The following is a 26,431-nucleotide window of genomic DNA, read 5'->3' on the forward strand; positions in this document are numbered from 1 at the left end:
CCCCTATAAAATTTATGACACTATTTGATTCATTGATTCGTATCAAAAGGTGAAAATAAATAGAATAGGATGATTATGATGAAAAGATCAAAACGTTTAGCCTTCGGTATGGCCGTCATGCTTGCTGTTTTTATCATTTCAGGATGCTCTGAAGACGGTGCTGACCGTTCGCAGGACGTGGCCAAAGACAAATCAATCAAAAAATATGACCTCGTATGGTTTGATTATCTAAATGACAGCAAATCTGAAAAAGCGCCGCTATTAAAAGTCTCATATATGATAGACGGGAAACAAAAGACAAAGACATTCAAAAATTATGTAGAAAACATTGAAGACATAGAACAGCCCTACATCAAAATTCGCGATGATGAAGCATTTATCTACCGTCCGCCATACATAAAATACGACCAGGAACCGCTGGAAGGTGTCGTGAAGGACAAAATTGAACAAAAAAGCAGTGATGACAAGCGATGAAGAAACAGGCGATTCTGCTGATTGTCTTATCCTTGCTGATGCCGCTTCCGGGCCATCAGGCAGCGGCAGCCACAAGCAATGGTTCATCAGGGGGAACGAAGACGTCAAGCTCAGCTGCGAAAAGTGCTGCAAAAAGCCGCGCGGGGTCGGTCAATCACAGTTTGCGCAGCTATATGAGAACACAGGGAGCCAACAGGAGTCACGCAAGCAAAAACGCGCTGCAAAGAACATTACCTTCCAATGCGCTCTATAAAGGCAGTGTCAGGCAAACAATGAACCAAAATCCCGCAGGCTCAGCATTTTTGAATTATTACTTTCCATACTGGATGATCTTTCACAGAGGCGGGTACACAGCAGAACAAAAACAAGTGCTCAACACCGCCGGAATCAAAGAAAAGGAGCTGGCAAAACCGCGGGAAAAAAGATACTGGCTGCTGGTTGAGGATCAAAACGGCAAAGAACAAGCCGTGCTCGTATCGAAAAAACAATATGACAGCGTGCAAAAAGGAGATCATATTAAACTGATTCACAGAGGGCTTGTTAAGGATTAACAAAAGCGGCCGGCTCTTTGTACCGTTGTACAAAAAGGGCTTGAACCTGCCGGCAAACGGACATTTGTAAAATTGAAAACCGACAATTAAAAGACAGCCTCATCATGTTTGATGGGGCTGTTTGTCGTCAAAAGCACAGGCCGGTAGCCGATCTCCTGATATATGTTATTGGAAGTCGGATTGTCCTGATCGGTATATAAACAGCGCCTTGCTCGAGCGCCGCCATACAAGATGAGGCATAACCTTTTTTGCGGTCTAAAAACGAGATTGACGGTAACGCCGTTTTGCGTCAGTCTTGTCTTTTTCGCCATTGAAACAGGCTCCCGATCATCCCATAAAGAGAAGAGCTTTCAACCCCTTTGATGGTCATCCGTATGGGCGAGAAATGTCTCGAGACTGTTGAACCGCTTCACTTTTATTTGCTTTCCAGTCATTTGTCAAAAAGACCGCCGGCCGGAAACGATCCGAAAACAGCGGTCTTTCTTCGTCATTTATGCTTCTCTTTGCTTCCTTCATTCCCCTTCAACATCGAGAGCGCCGCCATCCTTCATTGAGCAGCCTAAACGACAAATCACGCGTATCATGGACAATCAGATCAGCCGCATGCATTGCTTTTTCATCACCGACGCCAACCGCGAACATCCCGGCGGCTTTGATCGCGGAGATGCCTGCCTCAGCATCCTCGATGGCGGCACATTCCGTCGGAAGGACGCCGAGAAGCGCCGCCGCGGTTAAAAAGATTTCAGGATCGGGTTTTCCCTTCGCAAGAGCAGCCGGGTCAACGACGGCGTGAAAGTCATCCGCGATTTTCAAGCGTTTTAATATCGCGGGAGCGTTGCGGCTTGATGATGCTAAAGCAACCTTGATCTTTGCGGCTTTCAGATCGCGGACGAGCCGCCCGATCCCGGGCAAAAGCTGCTCCGGCCCAATGTTTTCGATCAGCGTTTGATAATATCGGTTTTTTTCGGCCAACAGAGCTTGTTTCTCTGCCTTTGCATACCTTTCCGCCACACCGCCATGATCCAGCATCTTTTCCAGCGACTCTTCCCGGCCGATTCCTTTCAAGCTTTCATTAAAGCTTCTGTCGAATGGAATATGCAGCTGTTCGGCGATGCGTTTCCAAGCGAGAAAATGATACTCCGCCGTGTCTGTGATCACTCCGTCCAAATCAAAGATGACCGCTTTCATGATCCGTGTTCCTTTGTATCGTTGATGCACATCAAGGCTTCGTAGGGCTTCAGGTAAATCTTCCTCATGTCAGCCTGCTGCCTCGAGTAGTTGGAAAGGAGAACGTCCCACCGTTCAGCAAGCCGCTCCGGCGGTGCTTCAAACACTGCCTCCTCCTCCGACAAATTCGCGACGACGAAAAGCTTTTCTCCTTGATATTGGCGGATATAAGAAAAGATTTGCGGATCATCTTCGAGCAAAAGCTGAAAATCTCCGTGAACGGTGCTCTTGTACTGCTTGCGCAACCGAATCAGCTTCTGATAATAATAGAAAATCGAATCTTGATCATTCAAGGATTCTTGCACATTGATTTCTTGATAGCGGGAATTGACCGGAAGCCATGGTTTTCCCGTCGTAAATCCCGCGTGCTGCTTGTCGTCCCATTGCATCGGCGTTCTTGCGTGGTCTCTGCCTTTTTTGCCAACGGCTTTTAGAAAATCTTCCTCCGAGATTGTTTTGTTTTCGATGACAAGCTCCCTATAAGCGTTTCTGATTTCGAGATCATCATACACCTCGAGCGGCATCTCGCTGTTTGTCATGCCGATTTCCTCGCCCTGATAAATAAACGGCGTTCCCTTCATCCCGTGAAGAACCGTGGCGAACGCTTTGGCGCATTGTTTTCTGAGCTTTCCGTCATTGCCCCAGCGGGAAATCACCCTTGGCTGATCATGATTTTCAAAATAGAGCGTGTTCCAGCCGACATTCATCAACCCGGTCTGCCAGCGTGCCATCGTCTTTTTTAAAGCAATCAGATCAAACGGCTTCAGCTGCCATTTCCCATTTGGCGAATGTTGCTCTGTATCAATGTCCATATGTTCAAATGTAAAGATCATGTTCAGCTCTTGCCTGCTTGCGTCCGTGTACTTGATCGCCTCTTCAATATCAGATCCGTTTGCTTCCCCGACCGTCATGCAATCATAATGCGACAGCACTTCACGATTCATCTCCTGGATAAATTCATGAAGGCGGGGGCCGTTTGCATGATAATGGCCGACGACATAAGAGCGATTCTCGTCTGTCTCATAGTTCGGAAAATCGGTGTATTTGGAAATGGAGCCGATGACATCCATCCGCCAGCCGTCAACACCTTTATCCATCCAAAATTTCATTAAATCATACACTTCCCGGCGGACGGCTTCATTTTCCCAATTTAAATCAGGCTGTTTTTTCGAAAAGTAGTGCAAATAATACTGCCCTGTCCGCTCATCATATTCCCACGCCGCCCCCGAAAAGATCGACCCCCAATTATTCGGCTCCGCTCCGTCCGATGCGGGGTCCCGCCAAAAATAATACTCGCGGTAAGGATTGTCCTTCGATTTGCGGCTCTCGGCAAACCAGGCATGCTCGTCAGATGTATGGTTGACGACCAGGTCCATGATGATTTTCATTCCTCTTTGATGAACCTCATCAATCAACTGAAACATATCCTCGTTCGTTCCAAACTTTTCGTACATATTTCTGTAGTCCTTGATGTCGTAGCCGTTGTCATCCTGCGGGGAGTCAAACACCGGGCAGAGCCAGATCACATCTGCGCCGAGGTGTTTGATATAGTCCAGTTTTTGAATGATTCCCTGCAAGTCGCCGATTCCGTCGCCGTTTGCGTCAAAAAAGCTGCGCGGATAGATTTGATAAACGACAGCCTCTTTCCACCATTCACTCATCATCCATCCTCCTTTCGTAGCGTCCGCTCAAGAGAATCGGTTCCTGGCAGACCATCATCTGCAGCGGTTCGCCTTTTAACAGTTCAAAGACGACGCTTTTTTCCGCCGTCATCACACGGATCAGCCGTCCCCTGTAATTGATCTGGAACGAATAGCTTTCCCACTCCTTCGGCAAAGACGGAGCAAACGACAGCGTCTCATTCGCGGTGCGCATTCCCGCAAACCCCTGGACGATGGCCAGCCAGCTTCCCGTCATCGATGTGATGTGAAGGCCTTCTTCTGTATCACGGTTGTAATTGTCAAGGTCAAGGCGGGCTGTTCGTTTCGTTAACTCAAGCGCCTTCTCCTCCATCTTCAGTTCAGCGGCAAGCACCGCGTGGACAGAAGGGGAAAGGCTTGATTCATGGACGGTCATCGGTTCATAAAACGCAAAATTGCGCCGTTTTTCTTCCAATGTAAAACGGTGGTTGAACAAATAAATGCCTTGAAGGACATCCGCTTGTTTGATAAAACTGGAGCGGAGAATTTTGTCCCATGACCAATTCTGATAGAGCGGCCGATCAGCCGGATCCAATTCATCCGCCGATTGCAGCTCTTTATCCAAAAACGTATCATGCTGAAGGAAAACCTCAAGTTCTTCACTGTACGGATAGTACATCCGCTCGATGATATCTCTCCATAGCTCAAATTCATCTTCGCACACACCGAGCCGGCGGCGTTTTTCCGCTGAAATGCTGCCGAGATTTTCAAGCGTATACTCAAGCGTCCAAGCTGCGATCACATTTGTATACCAGTTGTTGTTAACATTGTTTTCGTATTCATTCGGTCCTGTTACACCATGGATCATGTACTTGTTTTTCCGCTTTGAAAAATGAACGCGATCGGCCCAAAACCTGCTGATTTCCACGAGCACATCGATCCCGTACGCTTCGATATAATCGCGGTCGCCCGTATAATTGACATAGTTGTAGATCGCATAGGCAATCGCACCGTTCCGATGGATTTCTTCAAAGGTGATTTCCCATTCATTGTGGCATTCATCACCGACAAACGTCACCATCGGGTAAAGAGCCCCTTTCAGCCCCAATTTTGCCGCGTTTCGTTTGGCAGCCTCCAAATGGCGGTAGCGGTACAACAGCAGGTTTTTCGTCACTTCAGGATCGGCGGTCGCCAAATACATCGGTACGGCGTAGGCCTCCGTATCCCAATATGCCGCACCTCCGTATTTTTCGCCTGTCAATCCTTTCGGTCCGATATTCAAGCGTGCATCCGTCCCGTAGTAAGTCGAGAACAATTGAAATATGTTGTAGCGGATTCCTTGCTGAAGCTCATCATCCCCATTAATCTCAATATCCGCTTTCCGCCATCTTTCCTGCCATTCGGCGATGTGCCTCCGCCTCGCTTCTTCATACCCTTCCTGAAGCACACCGTCCAAAAGCTCCCGGCCTTTTGTGAGAAGCTCTGCTTCCTCGAAATCGCGGGAAGTCGTCACGATGATCAATTTTTTCAGCGAAGCCTTTGTTCCCGGCTTCATTTCATAGATGTAGCGGTTTTCCGCATACATCCGCTCCGTTTTATAGCTGTCACTGCTAAAGCCTTCCGTCACATTGGCCATCATGGCGGAAACGGTAAATCGCGGCGTTCCGAAAGGGTTTTCAATCGTTTTTGTTGTTAAATGGCCGCGGTGGGCACTGGCTCCTTTCGCTTCTTCCTGCCAAAAGCGCTCATCGTAGTTGGCGTCTTCATTTTTCACATCCCCGTCCAGGTAAGGAACGAGCGTGATGACAGCCTCATCCGTCAAGCACTCCGCTTCGTAATGAATCGCACAGAGCTCGCGAACGGCAAGGCTCAGAAACCGTTCAGACGCAATTCTGACCGTTTTATCCTGAATGCGGAATACAGCGCTTCTTCGCAAAATCCCTTCTTTCATATCGAGCTCTAAATCAAACGATTCGATCTCGTTTTCATAAAGGTCGACTTTTTCGCCGTCTATATAGACATCGATGCCGATCAAATTCATCGCATTGATCACTTTTCCGAAATATTCCGGATAGCCGTTTTTCCACCAGCCGACACGCGTTTTGTCCGGAAACCACACCCCTGCGATATATGTGCCTTGAAGGCTTGCGCCTGAATAGCTTTCTTCGAAATTCCCTCTGATTCCCATATAGCCGTTGGCCAAGGAAGTCAAGCTTTCCTGGAGGCGATTATGCTCCTTATGAAATATGCTGGTTTTGATTTTCCATTCATCAATCTCAAATAGCCGCTGATTTGCCATGATTTCCTCCTGACTGTAAATTTTCGTTTTGATGGCGGGTTTTGGACAAATGCCGGAAGATGAAAGAAATCATCAAGGCGGTGCTGCACGAATAGATCAGCAGCACGGCGATGAAATCAAAATGAATCATGCCGAACACCGCGGCGGCAAATGCCGGAAACGCCGATCCGCAAACCGCCGCCGCGGCTGCTTCCTTGAATGACGCGATGCCGGTCATTTTTGATTTTTTTGTGATCCAGATGCCTCCGGCGAGAACTCCCGTCAAAAAAAGCGCAACGATGAAGATCACCGAATAGGCCAGCATCATGATCATCGGCTTATATTGGGCAAACCACAATGTTCCAAGCAACGTCTTTAAATCAAAGACATTCAGATCACTCAGCCGGACATCCTCTTTCACATAGCGGATGGAAAAACCCGTTCCGTTTTGATCACTGATGATCAGATGATCAGCCTGAAAAACAATCGCGTTTTGATAGCCTTCCACCTTCAGGCGCCCATTTTCACCGCTCGTTTTAACCTCGTGTTTCAGATCGACCGCCAGCAAAGCGCCTCCTTTTTCTATCCGATACAAATCGGCCCCGCCTGTCAGTTTTCCGTTTCTGAATTGATATCCTTTTAATTGTTCGGCAAATGCCTGATCACTCTTTTGAACAACAGACGGCATGAAAAGTCCGACATTGAAGCGCTCCATTTTCATGAAGGAAACGGCAAACGGCACCATCAGGCAGCCGCTCAAAAACAGAAATAAAAAGGTGATGTGCAGCCAGCTGAATGTATTCCTGTAGCGGCAGACGCCTGTCGGAGATGCCGCGGCTTTCAGGAAACGAATGATCAAGCGGTCATGTTGCAGATTTCCCATCGGATCATCCCTTCGTTCCGCCGGTGGTCAGCCCGGACACAAAGTTCTTTTGGAGAAAAAAGAACAAGATGCAGATCGGCAGTGCCGCAAGGATCGCCCCTGCCGCAAACAGCGCGACTTTTTGCTGCTGCGGGTTTGATATGAACGACTGCAGCCCTACGGCGATGGTCAGACTTTCCGGAGAGCGAAGCAAAAACTTTGCCAGCAAATAGTCGCCGAACGGCCCCATAAACGCCCATAGCGCCTGCACCGCAAGCATCGGTTTGACAAGGGGCAGAACAACCGAAGCAAAGATTCGCAAGTGCCCCGCTCCATCGATCCGGGCGGCTTCATCGATTTCTCTCGGAACCGTGTCAAAATAGCCTTTCATCAGCCATGTGTTCATCGGAATGCCCCCGCCGATATAGATCGCCGTTAAAAACCAGAACTGGTCAAGCGCGCCGATCAGCATCGCCAGGACGTAAAAAGCGGTCAATGCCGCCATCGTCGGCACCATTTGAATAATCAAAAAGAAGACAAGGCTTTTTTTTCTGCCGCGAAACCTGTAACGGCTGTACGTATAGCCGGCAAGCGTCACGATCGTGACCTGGAGAATCATGACCGACAGCGCGATCACAAGTGTATTGCCGTACCAATTGGGATAAAGCGTATCTGCAAACAGCCGCCTAAAATGGTCCAATGTCCACGGGCCCGAAAAATCGAGCTTGAAAGCGGCCACATTTCCCGGTCGAAAGGCAGATGATGCCGTGATCACCAGCGGGTATATAATGACAATGCTCAACATCGCTAAAAAGAAATAGGTCCAGATTTTGTTCAGCATCCTTGCGGTCCGCGCATTTTTGAACATTCCCTTCATCTACATGACCTCCTCATTGCCAAAGGCATTCGATTTCTTAAACGCAATCAGGGAAACGCCGATGACAATGAAAGAAATCAGCAATGTGACTGCGGCCGCAACCGAATATTGCGGGGAGGTGCCTGTTGTCAGCTTATAGATCCAGGAGATCAAAATATCGGTTGATCCTGCACCGGCTCCCGCGCTGCCCGGTCCTCCCTCATTGAACAAATAGATGATCGAAAAGTTATTGAAATTAAACGTATACTGGGTGATCATCACGGGTGCGGTCGCAAATAAAATCATCGGCAATGTGATGTGCCGAAAACGCTGGAGAAATGACGCACCGTCAATCTTTGCCGCTTCATAAAGCTCGCCCGGAATCGCCTGAAGCACACCTGTTACCATGACATAAATGTACGGAAATCCAAGCCATGTCTGGATCATAATCAGGGCCGTCTTCGTCCAAAACGGGTCGGTTTTCCACGGGGCTGCCGGAAGCTCCACAAACGGAAGCTGATTCAAAAGCGGAATGACTTGCGCGTTCATAGCGCCTATGCTGTCGTTGAAAATGTTGGAAAAACTCATGATCGTAATAAAAGCCGGGACAGCCCACGGAAGCAAGAAGATGATTCGAAACATCCGCCTGCCTTTAATAAAATCCTGATTGACGATAAGGGCCGTCACGATGCCAAGGACAATTTGCAGTGTTGTCGCACAGATCGTCCAGATCACGGTCCAGCTCAGCACATCGAAGAATGTCTCCCGATAGGAGCCAAGGAAAAAGACGTTCAGGAAGTTTTTAAATCCCACCCAGTCAATGAGGCTTGCAGGCGGAATATGGTAAAAATCATAGTTTGTAAACGCGACAAACAGGGTGACCAGGACCGGAAAAATAATCACAAACACCATCATGATATATGCCGGCAATGTAAATAAATATGGGAACCCTTTATCCCCCAGATTCCGGATCATGTCCCGCGCTGTTTGGCTGACCTTCAATCCCGCCGCCTTCATTGCAGCCGTTTTTTGCGCATCATAAATATTAAAGATGTAGAACATCAGAAAAATCAGTGTCACAATCAATTGCAGAGTGCCTTCTATCAACAGAAACAACGAGTGGTCTTCCCCAGGGACGCTTCCCAAAGTCAATAAGCCGATCAGCGCGTCGATGCCGAATACCCCTAATTCACAAGCAAACAGCACTGTGACGGCCAGAAAAAGGATTCCTTTTGACAGCTGCCGATTGGCAATCTGTCCGGCCCCTGGAATGATCGATAAAAGCCCCGCTTTTCGCCTTTGTTTTGCACGTGTGTCGTCTATGTTCATGTTTTTCGCCCTCTATTCTTCCGGACGCTAACCCGCCGCTTTATTTCACATATTTCTCTTTAATATTTGCTTTCATGACCTTTACAGCATCATCCGCTGACTGCTGCGCAGATTTTTTGCCGGAAGCTGCATCAAATATCAAGCTTTCCGCTCCCGTCCATACTTCGGCCATTTCCGGAATATTCGGGGTCGGCGTCGCAGTTTCATACTGCTGAATGACGGCTGAGGTCAGCTCATCTTTTTGCTTGTCCGCTTTCATCCTCGCGGCTAAGTTGGCCGGAACCTCGTTTGTCTTTTCATAAAAAACATAGGCGTTTTGATCGTTTGCCGCATATTCAAGCCATTTTTGAGCGAGCTCGGGCTCTTTTGTATATTTTGAAGCCACCCAGCCTTTCCCGCCGGCAAACGGAGCATATTCTTTTCCATTTGGCAATGTCGGAATTTTGACCGCCCCGTAGTTCAAACCGGCCTCTTTATAATTGGCGGCCGACCACGGTCCGCCGATGACTGCCGCTGCTTTGCCGTCCATAAAGGTCTGCTGAATAAAATCGTCGGCGCTCGAATTGTCCTGCATGCCTTTCGGCCAATATGTTTTAAACCATTTTTCCGCGTACTCCACACCTTCTACAGATCCTTTGTTGTTCAAGCCGATGTCTTTGGCATCGGCACCATTTTTGCCGAACACATATCCGCCATATCCGGCCAGCAAGCCGTATGACATATAAAAATCGGTCCACTTCGCCAGAAATGCGGTTGATTTTCCTTTTTCCGAAGCGAAGGCAAACCGCTGATCATCCGTAAGCTTTTCAAGGTCCTGAAATGTTTTCGGCGGCGTTTTTAACAAGTCTTTGTTGTAATATAAGACAAGCGTTTCAATGACGAGCGGAATGCCGTAAATTTTCCCGTCGATCGTCACCTGGCGCATGTCTTTCTCAGCAAAGCTTTTCGTGTCGGACGGTTTGATGTCGAGCAGGTGCCCCTGCTGTCCAAGACCGCCGATACGGTCGTACGCCGCGAGCATGACATCAGGCGCATTGCCCGCCGGTCCATCAAGAGGAAGTGCTTCCAGCTGATCAAACATCGGTTTTTCAACAATCTTTACCTTCACATCATTCTCTTTCTCAAAATCTGTTTTGATGCTTTCAACATATTCTTTATATGTTTCTTCAACAGACACCGTCAGCACCTTTTTCCCATCAGAGCTTGCCGCTTCTTTTGAACCCGAGCAGGCGGAAAGGCCGAATGTCAGGACTGAGGCCAGCATTAAGGCAAAACCTTTTTTGAAATGTGTCATCTTTTTCCCCCTCCTATCAAGAATCTAATCCAATTGTAAGGCGCTTCCGAAAGCGGTTACAATAGCTTTCACGATTGTTACCGGTAACAGAATTTACCCCGCGCCCAAAATAAAAAATTCTCCCGGATGAACGGCAATCTCATCACTGTGGTTAAGCGTCTTCTCTGTCCAGGCATCATAGATTTTCCAAGCGCTGTTGATCTCCAAATCTTTTAAACTGACATGGCGGGCCGCTGTCCCCTGATTAAAGAAATAAATCAATTTTCTCTCGCCGTCAGTCCGCAAAAAGCTGAAAAAATCGTGTTGATCATCAAGGATGTCCCACTCAAGTCTTCCATACGTCAGGAGTTGATGCTCCTGTTTTCGCAAAGCGATGAGCCGCTTCATAAACTTAAGCATCGCTTGATTTTGCTTTTCTACTTCCCATATCATGCACTTCCGGCATAATGGATCATTTCCCCCGTCAAGGCCGATTTCCGTACCGTAATAGATGCATGGCGAACCCGTCTGGGCAAACATAAACGCCAATAAAGACCGCACCTTTTTCTCATCATCACCGCACCTTGTCAAAATCCGTTTTGTATCATGACTGTCAAGCAGGTTAAACATCGATTCATTGACCTGCTGCATTCCGCTCATCAAATGCGCGTTGAGGCGGCTCGCCATTTGCGAGGCAGTCATGCGGCGATCCGCAAAATATTCAATCATCGGCTCTGTGAAAGGATAATTCATCACCGCGTGAAATTCGTCTCCTCTAAGCCAAGGGTCGGCCTGATGCCAGATCTCTCCTAAAATATAAACGTCGGGCTTTTCAGCGGTTACCGCTTGCCGGAATGTCTTCCAGAAAGCGTGATCCACCTCATTAGCCACATCCAAGCGCCAGCCGTCGATGTCAAATTCGCGAATCCAATACAGCGCGATATCGAGCAGATATGCCTGGACTTCCGGATTGGCCGTATTCAGTTTCGGCATGTCCGGCGTAAAGGCAAAACGATCATAATTGTCTTCTTTGACAGGAAAGGAATGAATATGGAACCAGTCCTTGTAGCGGGATTGCTCACCGTTTTTCAAAACATCCTGCCACTGCATCGACGCGCTGCCAATATGGTTAAAAACGGCATCCAGCATGATCTTCATCCCCCGCTGATGAAGGCCGTCGACCAATGTGCGAAAAAGCTCGGCATCCCCAAAATGCGGGTCGATGGTGTAATAATCCAATGTATCGTATTTATGATTGGAAGGTGCGGAAAAAACCGGCGTCAAATAGATGCCGTTCACACCCAAATCCTCCAAATAATCAAGCTTATCGATGATTCCCTGCAAATCCCCGCCGAAAAAATCATTGACACCGGGCTCTTTGCTTCCCCACGGCAGCACGTTTTCCGGTGATAGGTCGTCTCTAGCGTTGGCAAAACGCTCCGGAAAAATTTGATACCAAATCGTTGATTTGACCCATTCAGGTGCTTGAAACGCATCGACCTCATGGACAAATGGGAATTTAAAAAAGTGCTGGATCGTCTCAAGCGTTTTTTCATGATATGGATGTACGCCTGAGCTGCCGTAAAAGACGTCTTCATGATCAGCGTCTGTTAGTACAAAAGCATATTGCAGGCGCCGATACGGCGGCGCCACTTCCGCAAACCAATAATCATGCAAATCTGTCGCGGCGATTTTCTTCATCTGCATCTCCTCTGCCGCCCACCTGCCGACTCCTTTTTCTTCCACATATTGATAAGGGTCTCCCCAGATGAGGCGGACCTGCTTGGCATCGCCTTTTTTGGTGCGGATCTTAATATGCACTCTCCTCCCGTCATAAGCATAAGCATCAGAGCTGAACGGCTGATGATGAATCGCTGCATACTCCATCATGACTCCCCCTTTTCCATTTCATATGTTGAAATTATCATGGTGAAATCTGAGGAACAATCATTTTCAGCTTGTTAACGGTAACAGAATGAGACGCTTACAAAGTCGACTCGCGCACGATGAGCTCCGGCTCAAAAAATTGATTGCCCTGGACGGCGCCGTCCTCATTTATTTTTTTCAGCAAAGTTGCCGCACAAGCCTCACCCATTTCGACCACAGGCTGTCTGACCGTTGTCAAGCGGGGCGAAGAGATGCGGTCAAGAAAAACACCGTCAAACCCGGTGACCAGAACATCTTCCGGTATTCTTTTGCCAAGCGCCTGCACCGCCCGGATCACGCCGATCGCGATTCGATCGGAAGCGCAGACGACCGCAGCCGGACTGCCCAAGGCTGGCAGCACTTCTCTCGCACAGCGTTCAGCTTTTTTCGAACTGTTTTCCATCCGGACAATATTCGCCTGGCCTGAGCATCCTTTCATCGCCTCTAAATAGCCTTTCTCCCTTGATCGTTCAAAAGGTTCGTCCAAATCAATACCGAAAAAGACAACATCGCGCGCCCCCAGCCCGATGACATGGCGGGTTGCCATAAACGCTCCTTTTTCATTGTTCACATCGATAAAATCATAGCCCATTTCATTTTGGCCGAACACGACGACCGGTTTTTCAAATGCTTTGATGAGCCCTTCATAATCCGCCCTTCTCAAGCCTGTGGCGATAATGCCGTCACATTGGCCGATGTTGAGAGATTTCCTTGTTACAAGCTGCAATGCATAATGATGGCGGTCCAGCTCCCGGCTGATACCAGTCAATAGATTCATATAATAAGGTTCTGTCGTATCCATTTCTTCTAAAATCAATAGTTTTACAACCTGTGTTCTGTTTTGCACGAGCGCCCTTGCCGCATAGTTTGGTATATAGTTCAGCTCTTTCATCGCGGAATGGACCAGCTCTTTCAATTCATCCGTCACCGTCTCAGGATGATTGATCACCCGCGACACCGTCATTTTTGATACATTTGCTCTCTTTGCCACATCCGACAATGTTGCCATTTTATCCCCGCCTTATTTTTGAGCTATTCAAACTGTCAGCAATCCGATTTTCGGAACTGATAACAATATTATAAGATGGAATCAGCGGGATTTTATGAAACACGGGAAATAAAAAAGCAGATTTCCTCAAGGAAATCTGCCCCATTCTCTTTCTACCTCTGAACATAAATGGAAACCGAACCGCCGTTCACACGGAATTCTCCCCAGCCGTTCGAATCGATCGCGACGGAGTCTGAACGGTTCCCCGTGATGTCATACCACGTTTCACCCGCATTCTCACGTCCGACATACATACGCTTTGATCCGCCGGGTCCGTCTGTTATTAATGCAGCTAGACCGGACTTCTGAATCGAACTGTCACCTTCCCTCGTCCAGCCGATGATATCATGATGGTCGAAATAGTCGTGCTGGGCGCCATATGCATAATGTTTGCGCGCTTTTAAAATCGGCTCGAGTTTGTTTTTAAGCACTGGAATTTCCCGTGATGTAGAACCCTTTGTCCCATACAGATCTCCGTAGAAAACCTGCGGGTAGCCGGACTTCCTTGTCATAATGAAACAATAGGCAAGCGGTTTAAACCATGGTTCGACAGTGGACTCAAGCGATTGTCCAGGCTGTGTATCATGATTATCAACAAATGTGACCGCCTTTTCCGGATATTTGGATACGACAGTACCGTTCAGCAATTGCCTCATATCATAGCCGCCCCCTTGCGATGATGCGGCATGCAAATTGTAGTGGAGCGGAACATCGAATACCGAATGTTGAAAATCGGTTTTCTTCAAGTAATTTTCAAGGGCGCCCTGGTCATTCCGCCAATACTCAGCTACCGCAAACATATCCTTCCCCGTCGATTCCCTGACTGATTTCAGCCAATCCCGCAAAAATGAAAATTTAATATGTTTCACGGCATCGAGCCGAAAACCGTCCAAGTTCAGTTCATTGGCATACCATGTTCCCCATTTTTTCAATTCTGCCACGACATCGGGATGGTTGTAATCAATATCAGCATACATCAGGTAGTCATAGTTGCCGTTTTCGCTTGAAACCTCCCAATCCCATGCCTTGCCCTCTCCGCGAAACTTATAGATGCGGTTCAATTTCCGGGACTCGTCCCAATCTGTTCCATCAAAATGATACCAATGCCACTTAAAACCGCTGTAGGTGCTTCCGCGTCCTGGAAAATGAAACGCTGTCCACGCTTTGATTCGCTGCTCCCCGGACGTTTCCTGATTCCTGTCCCCCGGATTGACTTCAACAGCGGTGACGTCTTCCGTCCCATCAGCTCCTCCTTTATGATTGATGACGACATCCCCGTAGACGTGAATATTACGGGAATGAAGATTGCCGATCGCAGATTGAAGCTCACCTTTTGTTCCGTATTTCGTTCGCACCGTCCCTTTTTGCTGAAACTCTCCTAAATCATACAAATCATAGGCGCCATAACCGACATCAGACTGACTCGTTCCCTTGTAGGCCGGCGGAATCCATACAGCGGTGACGCCGAGATCTGATAAATATGCCGCGTCGTTTTGTAAACGCTTCCAATGTTGGCCATCATTGGGCAAATACCACTCAAAATACTGCATCAATGTGCCGTTAATGCTTTCCGCACTTGCTTTAGGCGGCGGAACCAGGAACATGAGCGTGACGAAAAACGAAACCATCCATGTGAAAAACCGTTTGTTTTTTCCCAGCATTTTTTCTCTCCTTTCATTTTACAGCCTGTTTAATCACAAAAGTCATTTTACAAATTTTTAGAATATTTAACAAATATCATTTTCCCTATATTTTGCTAAAAAAAAGAAAGTGCCGCTGCAGCACTTTCATTGTTCCCTTTGCTTTTTCACTTTCTCCAGCTGTGAAACAGTCACCAATTGATAGCCTTGCCGCTTCAACCTTCTGATAATCTCCTCGGCAGCATCGGCGGACGTTTGATAAATATCATGCATCAGGATGATTTTTCCATCTCCAGCTTGACTCATCACACGATTGACGATTTTTTGCTTATTTTTGACCTTCCAATCTTCAGGATCAACATCCCAAAGCGTGATGGAGAGCCCCGTCAGTCCCCGGACGGAGTCATTCACACCGCCGTAGGGCGGCCTTAAGCGGGTCGGTGTGTGACCGCTAATGTTTTCAATCACCTGCTGTGTGTCGTCGATTTCCTTATATGCCTTATCATTCGTAAGCCTCGTCAACAATGGATGATCCCACGAGTGATTGCCCACTTCATTCCCTTCTCTCATCATCCTTGTGATCGTTTCCGGATAGACTTGAGCTCTGCTGCCCAGCACGAAAAATGTCGCATGCCCTTCATATTTCTTTAAAGCATCCAATACTTTGTTTGTTGAAGACGGGTTCGGGCCGTCGTCAAATGTCAGGGCAATCACTTTTTCATCAGGATTGACTTTCGCTTCTTTTGGCAGAGGGATGGCCTCCTGCTTTTGCTTGTTATCAACGCGATTCTTTTTTCCTTCTCGATATTGATCTTTTAATATATCTTTCAACCATTCTTTTTTGATTTTAACAGACTGCTCAACACCTGTTTGCTCCTTGCCAAAATAGAATTCGATGTCGTTCTCAAGCAAGGCGAAACGGCTGAAGTTTTGTTCAAGGGGGCTTGTCCCTTTTTTCAGCAGTGCATCATCAGCTGCGGGATGGTCATTTTTCAATTGTTGATAGACAATGCCGGAAATTCTGTTCAAAAACTCGGCATCATCTATAAAAAGGTCATGAAGTGCGAGACATTTTTTTTGCTTCAAATCGGCGTTGAACGTTTTGATGGTCGTTTTTCCCGGCGCTCCGCCGATTTCTATGTATTCATTCAGCACAATTGCAGCCGTTTGTTTTGTGTAATAGACAATCTTATACTTGATATTCAATTCGAACGGACCGTCTTCATTCCGAGACCGCGCACTTGCGCTGTCTTTTTTGAAGCGGCTCAGTTCATCTTTGACATAGCCTTTCAGCTTGTCATCGATCGCTTTGATATGAAAGATGGGGTAATGGATCGCATATCTCTCTTGTTCACTGTCGCTGACGAATGATCCGATCTCGATATCCGAATAATCTGGGTCTTTTTTCGGCTTAGGGGGAGGGGCCTCTTCATTGCTTGACACATGGTTGAAAGAGTACCCCGCAAAACCTATGAATATCGCTAAAAAAATCAATACATTGATCCATCGCCATGACCGTTTGCCAGACATCGCTTTTCACTCTCCTGTATTTATCAAAATCTTTCGCTCGCGTCTCCTGCCGGATGTCTGCTAACACACCAAGGCTAATATAAAAATGAAGAAGGAATCTTGATTTCCTGGTTTCCAGCAGCATAAGGCGCGATATCATACTGCTGAAATACAATGGAAATTCCGCTGTTTGTATAGTAGAAAGCAGTATTTTCGTCTAAGCTGATATCACTCTTTTGAATGTCAGAATAAAATCGGTCCGCATGTTCGGTTATATAGCTGTAAATATAGTTTTTGGCTTTCTCGATTTTAGCTTGATTGTTTAAAAGATCGGTCAGGAGCACCTGCTGATGCTTGTTCAAATCATAGTTGTAGGATGTGACGGTATACATCCCGTGCGCTCCGCCGGTATATTGGTAGTTGTAGATTAAAAAGCTCAGTTTGCCGCCTTCGTTGTATTTGACTTTATAGGACGTTTCATAGGCGCTTTCCTCGCCATCTTCCCCCTTCTCTTTCTTCACCTTTTCGTATTCCTTGAATGAGGCTTTCATATGAAGCTCGATCGCATCATGGACCAGCTTTTCATCACGGGCTTTTAAGCCGCTGAACACCGGATATGATAAAGAATCGATATTGTTGTATAGTTCTGTGTGAACTGCAGCTTTTCTGTTTTTAGCAGCATTTATTTGAGATGATCCTTTATTGATCATAAATAGCAGCGAGGCTGTAAGCACAAGAAACCCCAATATGGCTATTGCTTTTTTCATGAGCATACTCCTTTGTCAATCTCCTTTAAAACTCGTAACATATCATTTTCTTTTGTAACATAAATGTAATATTTATATCACATTTGTAATGATACCGGCTTTTAAATGCCCCGTCAACTTTTTTGGGTAAAAATTTCATTATTCGGCAAAAATAAGACACCCACAGAAATCTGAGAGTGTCCTATTTTGCAAGATCAGATGCTTCTGGCTTTAATACAGAATATGAAAATGGTGATGGCGCTCTGAATGATGACGGCGTATTGTCTGACGAATGATTGCTGACACGCTGTTTTCGGCCGCAAGCATTGCCATATTAGCGATCTTAGTGAGCAGTCGGAACGGAGTCTCCATTTGTATATTGGTTCAACATGTCAAATAATGTTTTCTTCATCTTTTCGATTAGCTGTGATGGTTTTTGAATGACCGCTTCCCGGCCAAATGAAATGAAATAATCCGCAAAAAAGTCAATATCCTTTGACGCAATCAAACCTGACAGTGTTCCGGAACCGTCTTTTCTGACATGCAGTTCAAGATGCGGCCATTCCAGGGATCCATGCCGCTCTACGCCTTGTTTCGTCAATTCCACGGATAGTTCCAGCATCTTCGGAGGAAGGGATAAAACCGAAAAACGGTTTTTTAAATTGATGTTTGACAAGTCCATCGGATCGGTATTTTCATCAAGTTCGGCAAATATCATCCGATCGCATCTGAACATACGGTAATCCTCTCTTATAAAGCAATAAGCGGGACAATACCATTTGCCGTGATTCGCATAGATGCCGATCGGCTGAATTTTTCTTTCGTTTGTCACATCATTTGATTGATATTTGATGATTAAGACCTTTTGCTGAACCGCCGCTTCCAATAGCACCCTTAAAAACGGAATTTCTTCTTTTTGCTCATAAGCCGTATAAAAATCGACGCGGTCCTTCATGCTGTCAATCGCATCCCGAATATCGCCGGCGAGATTCAAGTAAAATTTTTTCTTGATTGAAGCATACTGTGCATCAAACGGCAGGGATATATAGTGCCTCAGTGCATGGATCGCAAAAAAGATGGCGATCGCTTCGTTCTCGCTCAAGGCGATGGGAGGAAGAATTCTTTCACTTAACACCTGATAGCCGCCATGGGGCCCCGTTTCTGAATAAAGGGGCACACCCATCTCGCTAAGCTCTTGCAGATCCCTGAGAACGGTTCTTTTTGACACTCCGAATTCCTGCGCCAATTCCCCGACCGTAAACCGTTTTTTTCGATTGACCATCATGATCATTTCATTTAATCTTTTCGCTTTTGACATTTAGAACCTCCCAAAGTGTTTAACCATGACATAAGTTGTCACCATTATAATATACAATTACCTTAAATCAACGAAAAAGGAGATGTTTTAAAGATGGAAATGCAATTCACCCCTTATATCCTGATGAACGGGAGAGCAAAGGAAGCGATTGAATATTATCGGGAAGTGCTCGATGCTGAAGTAAAATTCCAGCAGACATTTGGTGAAGGTCCCGCGGATGAGGCGAAGAATTTTAAGGAAGAGGAACAAGATCTGATTGCCCATGCTGTCCTAAACTTCGGCGGGGCCAGCTTGATGATCGCTGATATGATCCCGGAGGTGCCTTTTCAAAGCGGCAGTCAAATCTCCATCTGCATCACGGTCGGTGACGCGCAAACGGCTGAGCGGCTGTATGACAAGCTCCGGGAGCAGGGAGAAGTCAAGCTTGAACTCCAAAATGTATATTTCAGCCCAGCCTACGCGATTGTCACTGACCCCTTCGGTGTGACATTTCAGATTTTTGCGGCGAGGGGTTGAAACGATTCATATCGTCTCTTGCTTCCCGTTCAGGGTTGGCCGGGCTTCATTACATCAAAAGGAGTGAGCTGTCATGCTCACTCCTTATCATGATTTTGGGGGATATTCAATCCAACCCTGTTTTGATGCCAAACCCCACCAGCACCAAACCGGCGGCTTTTTGAAAGACCTTCTGGAACTTCACGCTTCTCAGCCATTTTTTCGCGTAATCAATCAGATGAACGAGGATGAGAAACCAAAATACAGCCATCAAGGTTAGAATGAATGCGAGAATAATTAACTGCTGGTTGACGCTTTCCTTTAAATTGATAAATTGAGGCATGATCGTGATATAGACCAAAACAGTCTTCGGATTCAGAACATTGCTGAACAACCCTTGCATAAACGAATCTTTATAATGCCGCTTGGAAGAATGGCCAGGTTTGTTGTTGTCGGCTTTCATGTCCTCCAAAGAAAACATCTTTTTAGCAAAAAAACTTTTGACACCTAAGAAAATTAAATAAGCCGCTCCCAAGTATTTGATTGCATTGAACAGAAACACCGACTTCGCAATGACAACCGCCAAACCGAAAACGGCAATCAGCGTCCAGAACGACAGTCCCGTCGCCAAGCCGAGAACATTGCAGCGTCCGGCGTTCGGGCCGTATCGAAGCGTGTTTTTCACAACGAGCATCGTATCAGCTCCGGGAATCACCACCATCATGGCGGCGATCGATATGTATGACAGCAGGCTATCCATCAGATGTCTCCCTCCATACCTTTTCATATAGTGACTACCTTAGTAACTACTTATAAAAAGTGTATCAGCGCCCTTGAAATAAATCAATACATGAAGCAAAATATGAGTGACAAAGGTAGCGACTATTTTTTGAGGCTGGAGGATGTATGAAGAATTTAGACATACTGAAAAACCTGAACTTTACCGAATATGAATCGAAAGCATATCTCGCGCTCTTGGAAGAATCGCCTTTGACAGGCTATGCGGTGGCAAAAAAATCAGGTGTACCGCGTTCGAAAATATACGAAGTGTTGGAGAGCCTCGTGATTCGCGGCGATATTTTTGTAAGCTATGGCAACACCCCGCAGTACATTCCCGTTCCTGCCAAGGATCTGATCAAAAACCGCAGACAGAAAGCGGAGGAGACGTTTGAACAGGCAGAAAAATATTTTGAGAAATTTGCGCGTTCCGCAAATGATCGGGAAAATATTTGGAATATCACCGGGCGAACCGAAATACTCGACAAGGTTAAGACGTGTATATCCTCAGCCCAAAAAAGAATTCTCCTGGAAATATGGAAAGAGGACTTTCCGGATTTGGAGCCCGACCTGAGCGAGGCGGCAAACAATGGCGTCATCGTCACCATTATTGCATATGGAGAAATTGAAGCTGATTTCGCTGATGTTTATCTGCATGACAGCAGCCGGGAAATAACAGAAGAGTATGACGGACGATGGCTTGTTTTGAGTGTTGATGATTCCGAAGTCGTTGCCGGCATTGTCTCGCAGGGCAAAGACAGCCGCGCGGCCTGGACGATGCATGTGGGCTTGGTCATGCCGATTACGGAAGTGATGATTCATGATCTGTACCTCATGGAAATCTTGGAGAAGCATAGAGATGTTTTGGAGGAAAGTTTTGGTGAAAACCTGATCCATCTGCGCCGCAAATTTTCAATTCATCCCGATTTCAAAAAGCATTACATGAAATAAAAACGGCCCGCAAAATGTCCGGGCCGTTTATTCTTTAGGTTCTCTGCGACGCCTCCCAGCGGGAGACTTCCTCCCTGACGCGCGGCGCCGTCTCTCTTCCAAAAAGCTCGATCGCTTTCATGACATCGTCGTGAGGCATCGTACCGACCGGGACATGCAGCATAAATCTTGTGATTCCCACATGTTTGCGCAGATGGATGATTTTTTCCGCCACCGTCTGAGGGTCCCCTACATAAAGCGCTCCCTCAAAGCTCCGCGCAGCATCAAAGCTGGAGCGGCTGTACGATCCCCAGCCCCGCTCCCTGGCGAGCGTGTTCATCGCCTGCTGAGTCGACGGGAAAAATTGATCTGCGGCCGTCTCGGTATCTTCTCCAATAAAGCCGTGTGAATGGGAAGCTACGGCAAGCTTTGATACATCGTGACCTGCATGCTCCGCCGCTTTGTAATAAAGCTGGACAAGCGGGGCAAAGTGCTGCGGACTTCCCCCGATGATGGCCAGAACGAGCGGCAGACCGAGCAGCCCCGCGCGAACGACGGATTCCTGGTTGCCGCCGCTTCCGATCCATACAGGCAACGGATTCTGCACTGGCCGCGGATAGACGCCAAGGTTTTGAATGGCGGGGCGATGCTTGCCGCTCCACGTCACCCTTTCCGACTTTTGCAGCGCCAACAGCAAATCGAGTTTTTCTTCAAACAGCTCTTCATAATCGTCTAAATCATAGCCGAACAGCGGGAAGGATTCGATAAAAGACCCTCGACCCGCCATGATTTCCGCCCGTCCGTTTGAAATCCCGTCAAGCGTCGCAAAATCCTGGAAAACGCGGACGGGGTCATCAGATGAAAGCACTGTGACTGCACTTGTCAGACGGATTCTCTCCGTCTGCGGCGCCGCTGCGGCCAAAACGACGGCGGGGGAAGACGCCGCATAGTCTTCACGGTGGTGCTCACCCACACCGAACACATCCAGTCCCACATGATCGGCAAGGATGATCTCCTCAACTACCTCGCGCAGCCGCTGTGCATGGCTGATGATTTTTCCGGTCTTAATGTCCGGGGTTGTTTCTACAAAGGTGCTGATCCCTAGTTCCATTTCATATTTCCTCCACTTTTTCTCAAGGTTTATGGCAATTGTCCTCTTATTTGATTTATGTTTGCCAGCCGTCAGCGGCTTCAATCCTTTTTCCTACCCAGACCTGCCAGTCAGGGCGCCGATCCGATTCTTCCGGCCCGCATCTATTGTTTCATTTATAGGATACGGCTCTTGAAACGATCATGCAATTGATGTGATTTTAGGCTGTTACTTCAGGTGGGAAGGCTCTGACCGGAATGACATATGAAGACCTATACAGGCAATCATGAAAAAAACGGCTCAAGCTTTTCCGTTCTTCAAACATCATAAGTCATGTCTCCCTGCATTCCACTAACACCTCGCCCAAAACCTATTTTTTGATACCAAGTGCTTTGTATGCAAGTTTGACACCGGACATGGCACTTTACCTCCCGCGCTCACAAGGCTGATACATAATGGCGGCGGCGTCAAAAACATGGTGAAATGCAGACATTATCAATACATATCAATCCGCCGGCTCCTGAACAAAAATATTCAAATATAAACAGAAATATAAAAGGTGAATTATTTGAATTTTGTGTTGATTTATTTTTGTTTTCTGAATAAAGTTATACTATAAGCAAAAATCTAAATGATTACAGCTTGAAACGGATGCGGAGGCAGACATGATCCCATTATAGTAAGCGCTTACAAAAACAGCTTAATATCCACATTTAGTCATCTGAAAAATCGGCTTTGAAAGGGGAGCGAAAAATGGCAGGGAGAACAACAGGCAGTTTAAAATCGACGATCACCGTTGCGATGTCCAACTATTTGGAGGCGGGGTCAATCGTCGCCGGGGCAGGCGGGCTTTCCTTATGGGTCGAATACCTGGGCCTGGATGATGCGAGAGTCGGTCTTCTCGGGGCATTGAGTGCAAACGGATTCGGTGCGGCGATCGGCGCTTTGCTCGGAGGTTTTTTAGTCGATCGCTACGGACGGAAATTCATATACAAATACGATTTGCTGGTCTATATGCTGGGCGTTTTGCTGATCACCTTATCAATCAACTTCCCGATGCTTTTAACAGGCTATATTGTAACCGGGATCGCGGTCGGTGCAGCCATTCCGGCGGCATGGACATATATCGCGGAAGAAGCGCCTGATCATGAACGGGCCGGACGCGTCGGCTGGGGACAGCTGGCATGGTCGATCGGACCGGCTCTGACATTGCTGCTGTCGGTCGCTCTGGCGCCGCTCGGATTAATGGGGAGCCGCCTGATTTTCGGACAATTATTCATTGTTGCGATCATCACCTGGATATTGCAGCAGCAAGTTCATGAATCCGCCATCTGGCAAGAGCAAAAACAAAAAGACGCCGCAGAAAAAGCGCAAGGAATCGGTGAGAAAGCCTCGCTCAAAGAGCTTTTTACAAACAAAGCAAACCTTCATGCCATGTTTCTGCTCATCGGCATCTATGCCTTTTGGAACCTTGTCGCCGGAACAATGGGGTATTTTATGCCGTATATTTATGAGACCGTCGGCGGTTTAAGCGCGGCACAGGCCAACCTGCTGCAGGCGTTCCTCTGGATACTGACGGTAGCGGCCACTTACTTTGTCTTTATCCGTCTCGGTGATCGGGTCAATCGCAAGCGGCTCTTTGGCGTAGGAGCTGCCATGGGAACCGTCGCATGGATCATCCTCACCTTCGGCACTATGAACATAACGGAGCTCTTATTGTTCGTCACTCTCTGGGGTATTTCCGCCGGTTTCGGCGCACAAGCGTTTTATGGATTATGGGCGGCCGAGCTTTTCCATACGAAGTACAGGGCAATGGCCCAGGGCTTCATGTTCTTCATCGTCCGCGTCGGTGTCGGGCTTATTTCATTAGTCGTTCCGATCATGATTACATCTCTAGGGTTTAAAATAGCCGGCGCCGTGATGATTACCTTCCTTGTCATTCATATGATCATCGGTCTTCTCATGGCGCCGGAAACGCGCGGAAAATCGCTCAAAGCCATTCAAAATGAACGGTATCAAAAAAGCGGTTGACCACAGGTCAGCGCTTTTTTGATACCTGTGGGTTCGGCACTGTCAACATCTTTCTCTTGTCTCTATACGGATCGCTTTCAAACGAAATCTCGTGATTGAAAATGAGCGTTTGTCGTGATTCTTCATGATATTCAGGCCAGCTGACATCATCGGTGCTCGGGTTTCCGAAGCGGGCAAAAGACAGCCAGGCACCCTGGATCTGTTGAACAAGCAGCAGCGTTTCTTCATTTACCTTTGTACCTGTCAGCCATTCCAGAATGTCCATATTTCCAAACACAAACGGGATTTCCAAACCGTGCGCCGCTTTGTTGAACGGCGGATGCTCCGAATCGGCATGCCAGTCAAACCGGTACATAAAGACGGGTGCATGTCGTGATTGCGCCGAAGCGAACACAACGGACGGATGCCAAAAGATCAGGTCTGTCATCATATCAACCTGGCCTTGCCATGATCTCGGATACAGCGCCGAGGCGATGTCAGCCGCCTCTTTCCCCAAGTATTCTTCTAAAACATCATAGATCTTGCTCTCAGGTAAAAGATCCGACTCAGGGGTGAAAAATAAGGCGCCTTCGTCACGGTTTGTTCCGATCAATAGATTGATTCCGTTTGCCGAACCCTTTGCGACGGCGATTTCCGGCTTCATCGGCATGGTCTTTTCGTCAACTACAGGCAGAAAGATCAATTCAAAAATATTTTCCCCCATAACAGCGCGCAGCTGATCGGCAGCTTGGAGAAGCTCTTGGTCAGATACATCGCGGAGGCGATCCGCATGATTGGAATCAATATTGAGAATGCTTAAGAACCTTTCCGTCGCAGCTTTGGCCAGCTTTGCGGACATTGTTGCGGATGCCCCGCTTTCCATAATGGCCTTTTGAAAAAGGCCTTTTGCTTTTGGCATCGCCAAAAGCGAAGCGATGCTCATGGAACCCGCCGATTCGCCAAACACCGTAATATTTTCAGGGTCTCCGCCAAAGGAAGCGATATGTTCTTTCACCCACTCGAGAGCCGCGATTTGATCCAAGAGGCCGAGGTTGCTGCTGTAGGAATCATCAATCGACGAAAGGTGTAAAAAACCGAATGGGCCGAGGCGATAGTTGATGGTGACCACGATCACTTTGCCCTGCTTGGCAAGCTGAGTCCCGTCGTAGAGCGGTTCACTTCCGGCGCCGAGATAAAAAGCGCCTCCATGAATCCACACCATCACAGGCAGATCCCTGTCCGCCTCTTCAGATGTGTACACATTTAAATAAAGGCAATCCTCAGACTTGTGAACCCCCTCTATTGCTTGAGCCAATAACCCGTCTGGCTGGGGACAAACCGGACCAAATTCAAAAGCGTCCCGTTCCCCCTCCCAGGCGTCCATTCGCTGCGGTTTCCGAAACCTTAAATCGCCGACGGGAGGTTTTGCGTAGGGAACACCTTTAAAGACGCGAACACCGTTTTCCGCTCTGCCTTTCAGCTTTCCGAAGTGTGTTTCGACAATCGTTTCATACATTTTATTCCACCCCTTTCACTTTTCAATGATAATGGAATCGGAACATACCGTCTAATCAGAATACTTGCACTTTGGAAAATAAAGGGTCATTATAGAATCAGAAGAGATGTCCAACCAATTTTTTAGAAACTTAATAGAAAAGAGGGATTCCAATGGAACTGTCGGGAAACACAGTATTGATCACAGGCGGTGCATCAGGAATCGGCTTCGCTTTTGCCGAACGTTTTATAAAAGCGGGAAATACCGTTATCGTCTGCGGGAGAAGGGAAAGCAAGCTTAAAGAAGCAAAGGAAACATATCCGGAGCTGATCACGCGTGTATGCGATGTGACCGTTGAAACGGAACGACTGGCATTATTTGAATGGATCAAAGAACAGCACCCTGAGGTGAACGTGCTGGTGAATAACGCGGGCATACAGCAGCGCTACCACATTTTAAAAGCCGATGTTATAGACAATTGGGCTGACTACAATAAAGAAATCACCGTCAATATGGAGGCGCCGATCCATCTGGCCATGCTCTTTAGCCAATACTTTGCAAAAAAAGCCGGGAAAACAACGATCATCAATGTGACATCAGGTCTGGCATTTACACCGATGGCGATCGCACCGATCTACTCATCGACAAAAGCCGCTCTCCATTCCTTTACGATGAGCATAAGACATCAGCTCTCAGAGACCGGCGTTGAGGTGATTGAGGTCGCCCCTCCTGCGGTCAATACGGATTTAGGCGGTGTCGGACTGCATGATTTCGGAGCTCCTTTAGATGAATTTGCCGACGCGATTTTCAAAGGGCTGGAAGAAGGCCGGGTGGAAATCGGCTATGCCAGATCGGAAAAAGCCTTGCGGATGTCAAGAGATGAAATCGATGAAAGCGTCAGCCAAATGTACAGCTCTTTAAAAGATTCCATCGAATAAAAAGGGCTTTGGCATTGTC

At 47.3% G+C, this 26,431-nt stretch carries 22 protein-coding genes and 1 pseudogene; 6 read left to right on the forward strand and 17 right to left on the reverse strand.

Annotated features, from left to right (window positions below; genetic code table 11):
* The first annotated feature begins 78 nt into the window (after window positions 1-78).
* The gene (locus tag M654_RS20190) at window positions 79-474 is read left to right on the forward strand and encodes a hypothetical protein (protein ID WP_026589718.1); all 396 of its coding nucleotides are present in this window, start codon (window positions 79-81) and stop codon (window positions 472-474) included.
* The gene (locus M654_RS20195; protein ID WP_026589719.1) at window positions 471-1,025 is read left to right on the forward strand and encodes a hypothetical protein; all 555 of its coding nucleotides are present in this window, start codon (window positions 471-473) and stop codon (window positions 1,023-1,025) included. Before M654_RS20190 ends, M654_RS20195 begins: the two co-directional genes overlap by 4 nt.
* 86 nt (window positions 1,026-1,111) lie before the next feature.
* Here M654_RS20195 and M654_RS20200 read toward each other — a convergent pair.
* The 14 genes and pseudogenes from M654_RS20200 to M654_RS20265 all read right to left on the reverse strand — a co-directional run.
* Window positions 1,112-1,375 (reverse strand): annotated as a pseudogene (locus M654_RS20200) (GNAT family N-acetyltransferase); the annotation flags it as partial.
* A 172-nt stretch (window positions 1,376-1,547) separates the two neighbouring features.
* On the reverse strand, window positions 1,548-2,213 hold the full coding sequence (pgmB, locus tag M654_RS20205; RefSeq protein ID WP_026589721.1) for a beta-phosphoglucomutase: 666 nt from the start codon (window positions 2,211-2,213) through the stop codon (window positions 1,548-1,550).
* Window positions 2,210-3,913, reverse strand: coding sequence for a glycoside hydrolase family 13 protein (locus M654_RS20210; RefSeq protein ID WP_026589722.1), 1,704 nt, complete (start codon window positions 3,911-3,913; stop codon window positions 2,210-2,212). Before M654_RS20210 ends, pgmB begins: the two co-directional genes overlap by 4 nt.
* A complete protein-coding gene (locus tag M654_RS20215; protein WP_026589723.1) occupies window positions 3,906-6,191 on the reverse strand; it encodes a glycoside hydrolase family 65 protein in 2,286 nt (761 codons plus the stop codon). The genes M654_RS20210 and M654_RS20215 overlap by 8 nt, the downstream gene beginning before the upstream one ends.
* Window positions 6,169-7,053, reverse strand: a complete 885-nt coding sequence (locus M654_RS20220; protein ID WP_026589724.1) for a DUF1189 domain-containing protein — start codon at window positions 7,051-7,053, stop codon at window positions 6,169-6,171. The genes M654_RS20215 and M654_RS20220 overlap by 23 nt, the downstream gene beginning before the upstream one ends.
* Window positions 7,054-7,057: 4 nt before the next feature.
* Entirely contained in the window at window positions 7,058-7,909 is an 852-nt protein-coding gene (locus M654_RS20225) for a sugar ABC transporter permease (RefSeq protein WP_026589725.1), read from the reverse strand.
* The gene (locus tag M654_RS20230) at window positions 7,910-9,217 is read right to left on the reverse strand and encodes a carbohydrate ABC transporter permease (RefSeq protein WP_026589726.1); all 1,308 of its coding nucleotides are present in this window, start codon (window positions 9,215-9,217) and stop codon (window positions 7,910-7,912) included.
* Window positions 9,218-9,257: 40 nt separating this feature from the next.
* Complete coding sequence (locus M654_RS20235; protein WP_026589727.1) at window positions 9,258-10,511, reverse strand: extracellular solute-binding protein; 1,254 nt, start codon at window positions 10,509-10,511, stop codon at window positions 9,258-9,260.
* A 93-nt stretch (window positions 10,512-10,604) separates the two neighbouring features.
* On the reverse strand, window positions 10,605-12,380 hold the full coding sequence (locus M654_RS20240; protein WP_035428802.1) for a glycoside hydrolase family 13 protein: 1,776 nt from the start codon (window positions 12,378-12,380) through the stop codon (window positions 10,605-10,607).
* 94 nt (window positions 12,381-12,474) lie between these two features.
* The gene (locus M654_RS20245; protein WP_026589729.1) at window positions 12,475-13,425 is read right to left on the reverse strand and encodes a LacI family DNA-binding transcriptional regulator; all 951 of its coding nucleotides are present in this window, start codon (window positions 13,423-13,425) and stop codon (window positions 12,475-12,477) included.
* Window positions 13,426-13,577: 152 nt separating this feature from the next.
* On the reverse strand, window positions 13,578-15,125 hold the full coding sequence (amyS, locus tag M654_RS20250) for an alpha-amylase (RefSeq protein ID WP_026589730.1): 1,548 nt from the start codon (window positions 15,123-15,125) through the stop codon (window positions 13,578-13,580).
* Window positions 15,126-15,251: 126 nt separating this feature from the next.
* Window positions 15,252-16,634 (reverse strand): polysaccharide deacetylase family protein, encoded by a 1,383-nt coding sequence (locus M654_RS20255; protein WP_026589731.1) that lies wholly within the window; start codon window positions 16,632-16,634, stop codon window positions 15,252-15,254.
* A 74-nt stretch (window positions 16,635-16,708) separates the two neighbouring features.
* The gene (locus M654_RS20260; RefSeq protein ID WP_026589732.1) at window positions 16,709-17,380 is read right to left on the reverse strand and encodes a DUF3298 and DUF4163 domain-containing protein; all 672 of its coding nucleotides are present in this window, start codon (window positions 17,378-17,380) and stop codon (window positions 16,709-16,711) included.
* 322 nt (window positions 17,381-17,702) lie between these two features.
* Window positions 17,703-18,677 (reverse strand): helix-turn-helix transcriptional regulator, encoded by a 975-nt coding sequence (locus M654_RS20265; protein ID WP_026589733.1) that lies wholly within the window; start codon window positions 18,675-18,677, stop codon window positions 17,703-17,705.
* Window positions 18,678-18,770: 93 nt separating this feature from the next.
* Here M654_RS20265 and M654_RS20270 point away from each other — a divergent pair, with 93 nt between their 5' ends.
* Window positions 18,771-19,193, forward strand: a complete 423-nt coding sequence (locus tag M654_RS20270) for a VOC family protein (protein ID WP_026589734.1) — start codon at window positions 18,771-18,773, stop codon at window positions 19,191-19,193.
* Window positions 19,194-19,299: 106 nt separating this feature from the next.
* Here M654_RS20270 and M654_RS20275 read toward each other — a convergent pair whose 3' ends face one another.
* Entirely contained in the window at window positions 19,300-19,932 is a 633-nt protein-coding gene (locus M654_RS20275) for a homoserine/threonine efflux transporter (RefSeq protein WP_026589735.1), read from the reverse strand.
* A 146-nt stretch (window positions 19,933-20,078) separates the two neighbouring features.
* On the opposite strand from M654_RS20275, the gene M654_RS20280 reads away from it, so the two are divergent.
* Window positions 20,079-20,900 carry a TrmB family transcriptional regulator gene (locus M654_RS20280; RefSeq protein ID WP_026589736.1) on the forward strand — a complete coding sequence of 274 codons (822 nt, stop codon included), beginning with the start codon at window positions 20,079-20,081 and terminating at the stop codon, window positions 20,898-20,900.
* A gap of 34 nt (window positions 20,901-20,934) precedes the next feature.
* Here M654_RS20280 and M654_RS20285 read toward each other — a convergent pair whose 3' ends face one another.
* The gene (locus tag M654_RS20285; RefSeq protein ID WP_026589737.1) at window positions 20,935-21,990 is read right to left on the reverse strand and encodes an LLM class flavin-dependent oxidoreductase; all 1,056 of its coding nucleotides are present in this window, start codon (window positions 21,988-21,990) and stop codon (window positions 20,935-20,937) included.
* Window positions 21,991-22,722: 732 nt separating this feature from the next.
* Between M654_RS20285 and M654_RS20290 the strand changes: the two genes are divergently transcribed.
* Window positions 22,723-24,000 carry an MFS transporter gene (locus M654_RS20290; protein WP_026589738.1) on the forward strand — a complete coding sequence of 426 codons (1,278 nt, stop codon included), beginning with the start codon at window positions 22,723-22,725 and terminating at the stop codon, window positions 23,998-24,000.
* Window positions 24,001-24,007: 7 nt separating this feature from the next.
* On the opposite strand, the gene M654_RS20295 is transcribed toward M654_RS20290, so the two are convergent.
* Window positions 24,008-25,495 (reverse strand): carboxylesterase/lipase family protein, encoded by a 1,488-nt coding sequence (locus M654_RS20295; RefSeq protein ID WP_026589739.1) that lies wholly within the window; start codon window positions 25,493-25,495, stop codon window positions 24,008-24,010.
* Between the two features lie 152 nt (window positions 25,496-25,647).
* Between M654_RS20295 and M654_RS20300 the strand changes: the two genes are divergently transcribed.
* Entirely contained in the window at window positions 25,648-26,412 is a 765-nt protein-coding gene (locus M654_RS20300; protein ID WP_026589740.1) for an SDR family oxidoreductase, read from the forward strand.
* Window positions 26,413-26,431 lie beyond the last annotated feature (19 nt).

This window comes from Bacillus sp. NSP9.1, assembly GCF_000465465.2.
GTDB lineage: Bacteria > Bacillota > Bacilli > Bacillales > Bacillaceae > Bacillus > Bacillus sonorensis_A.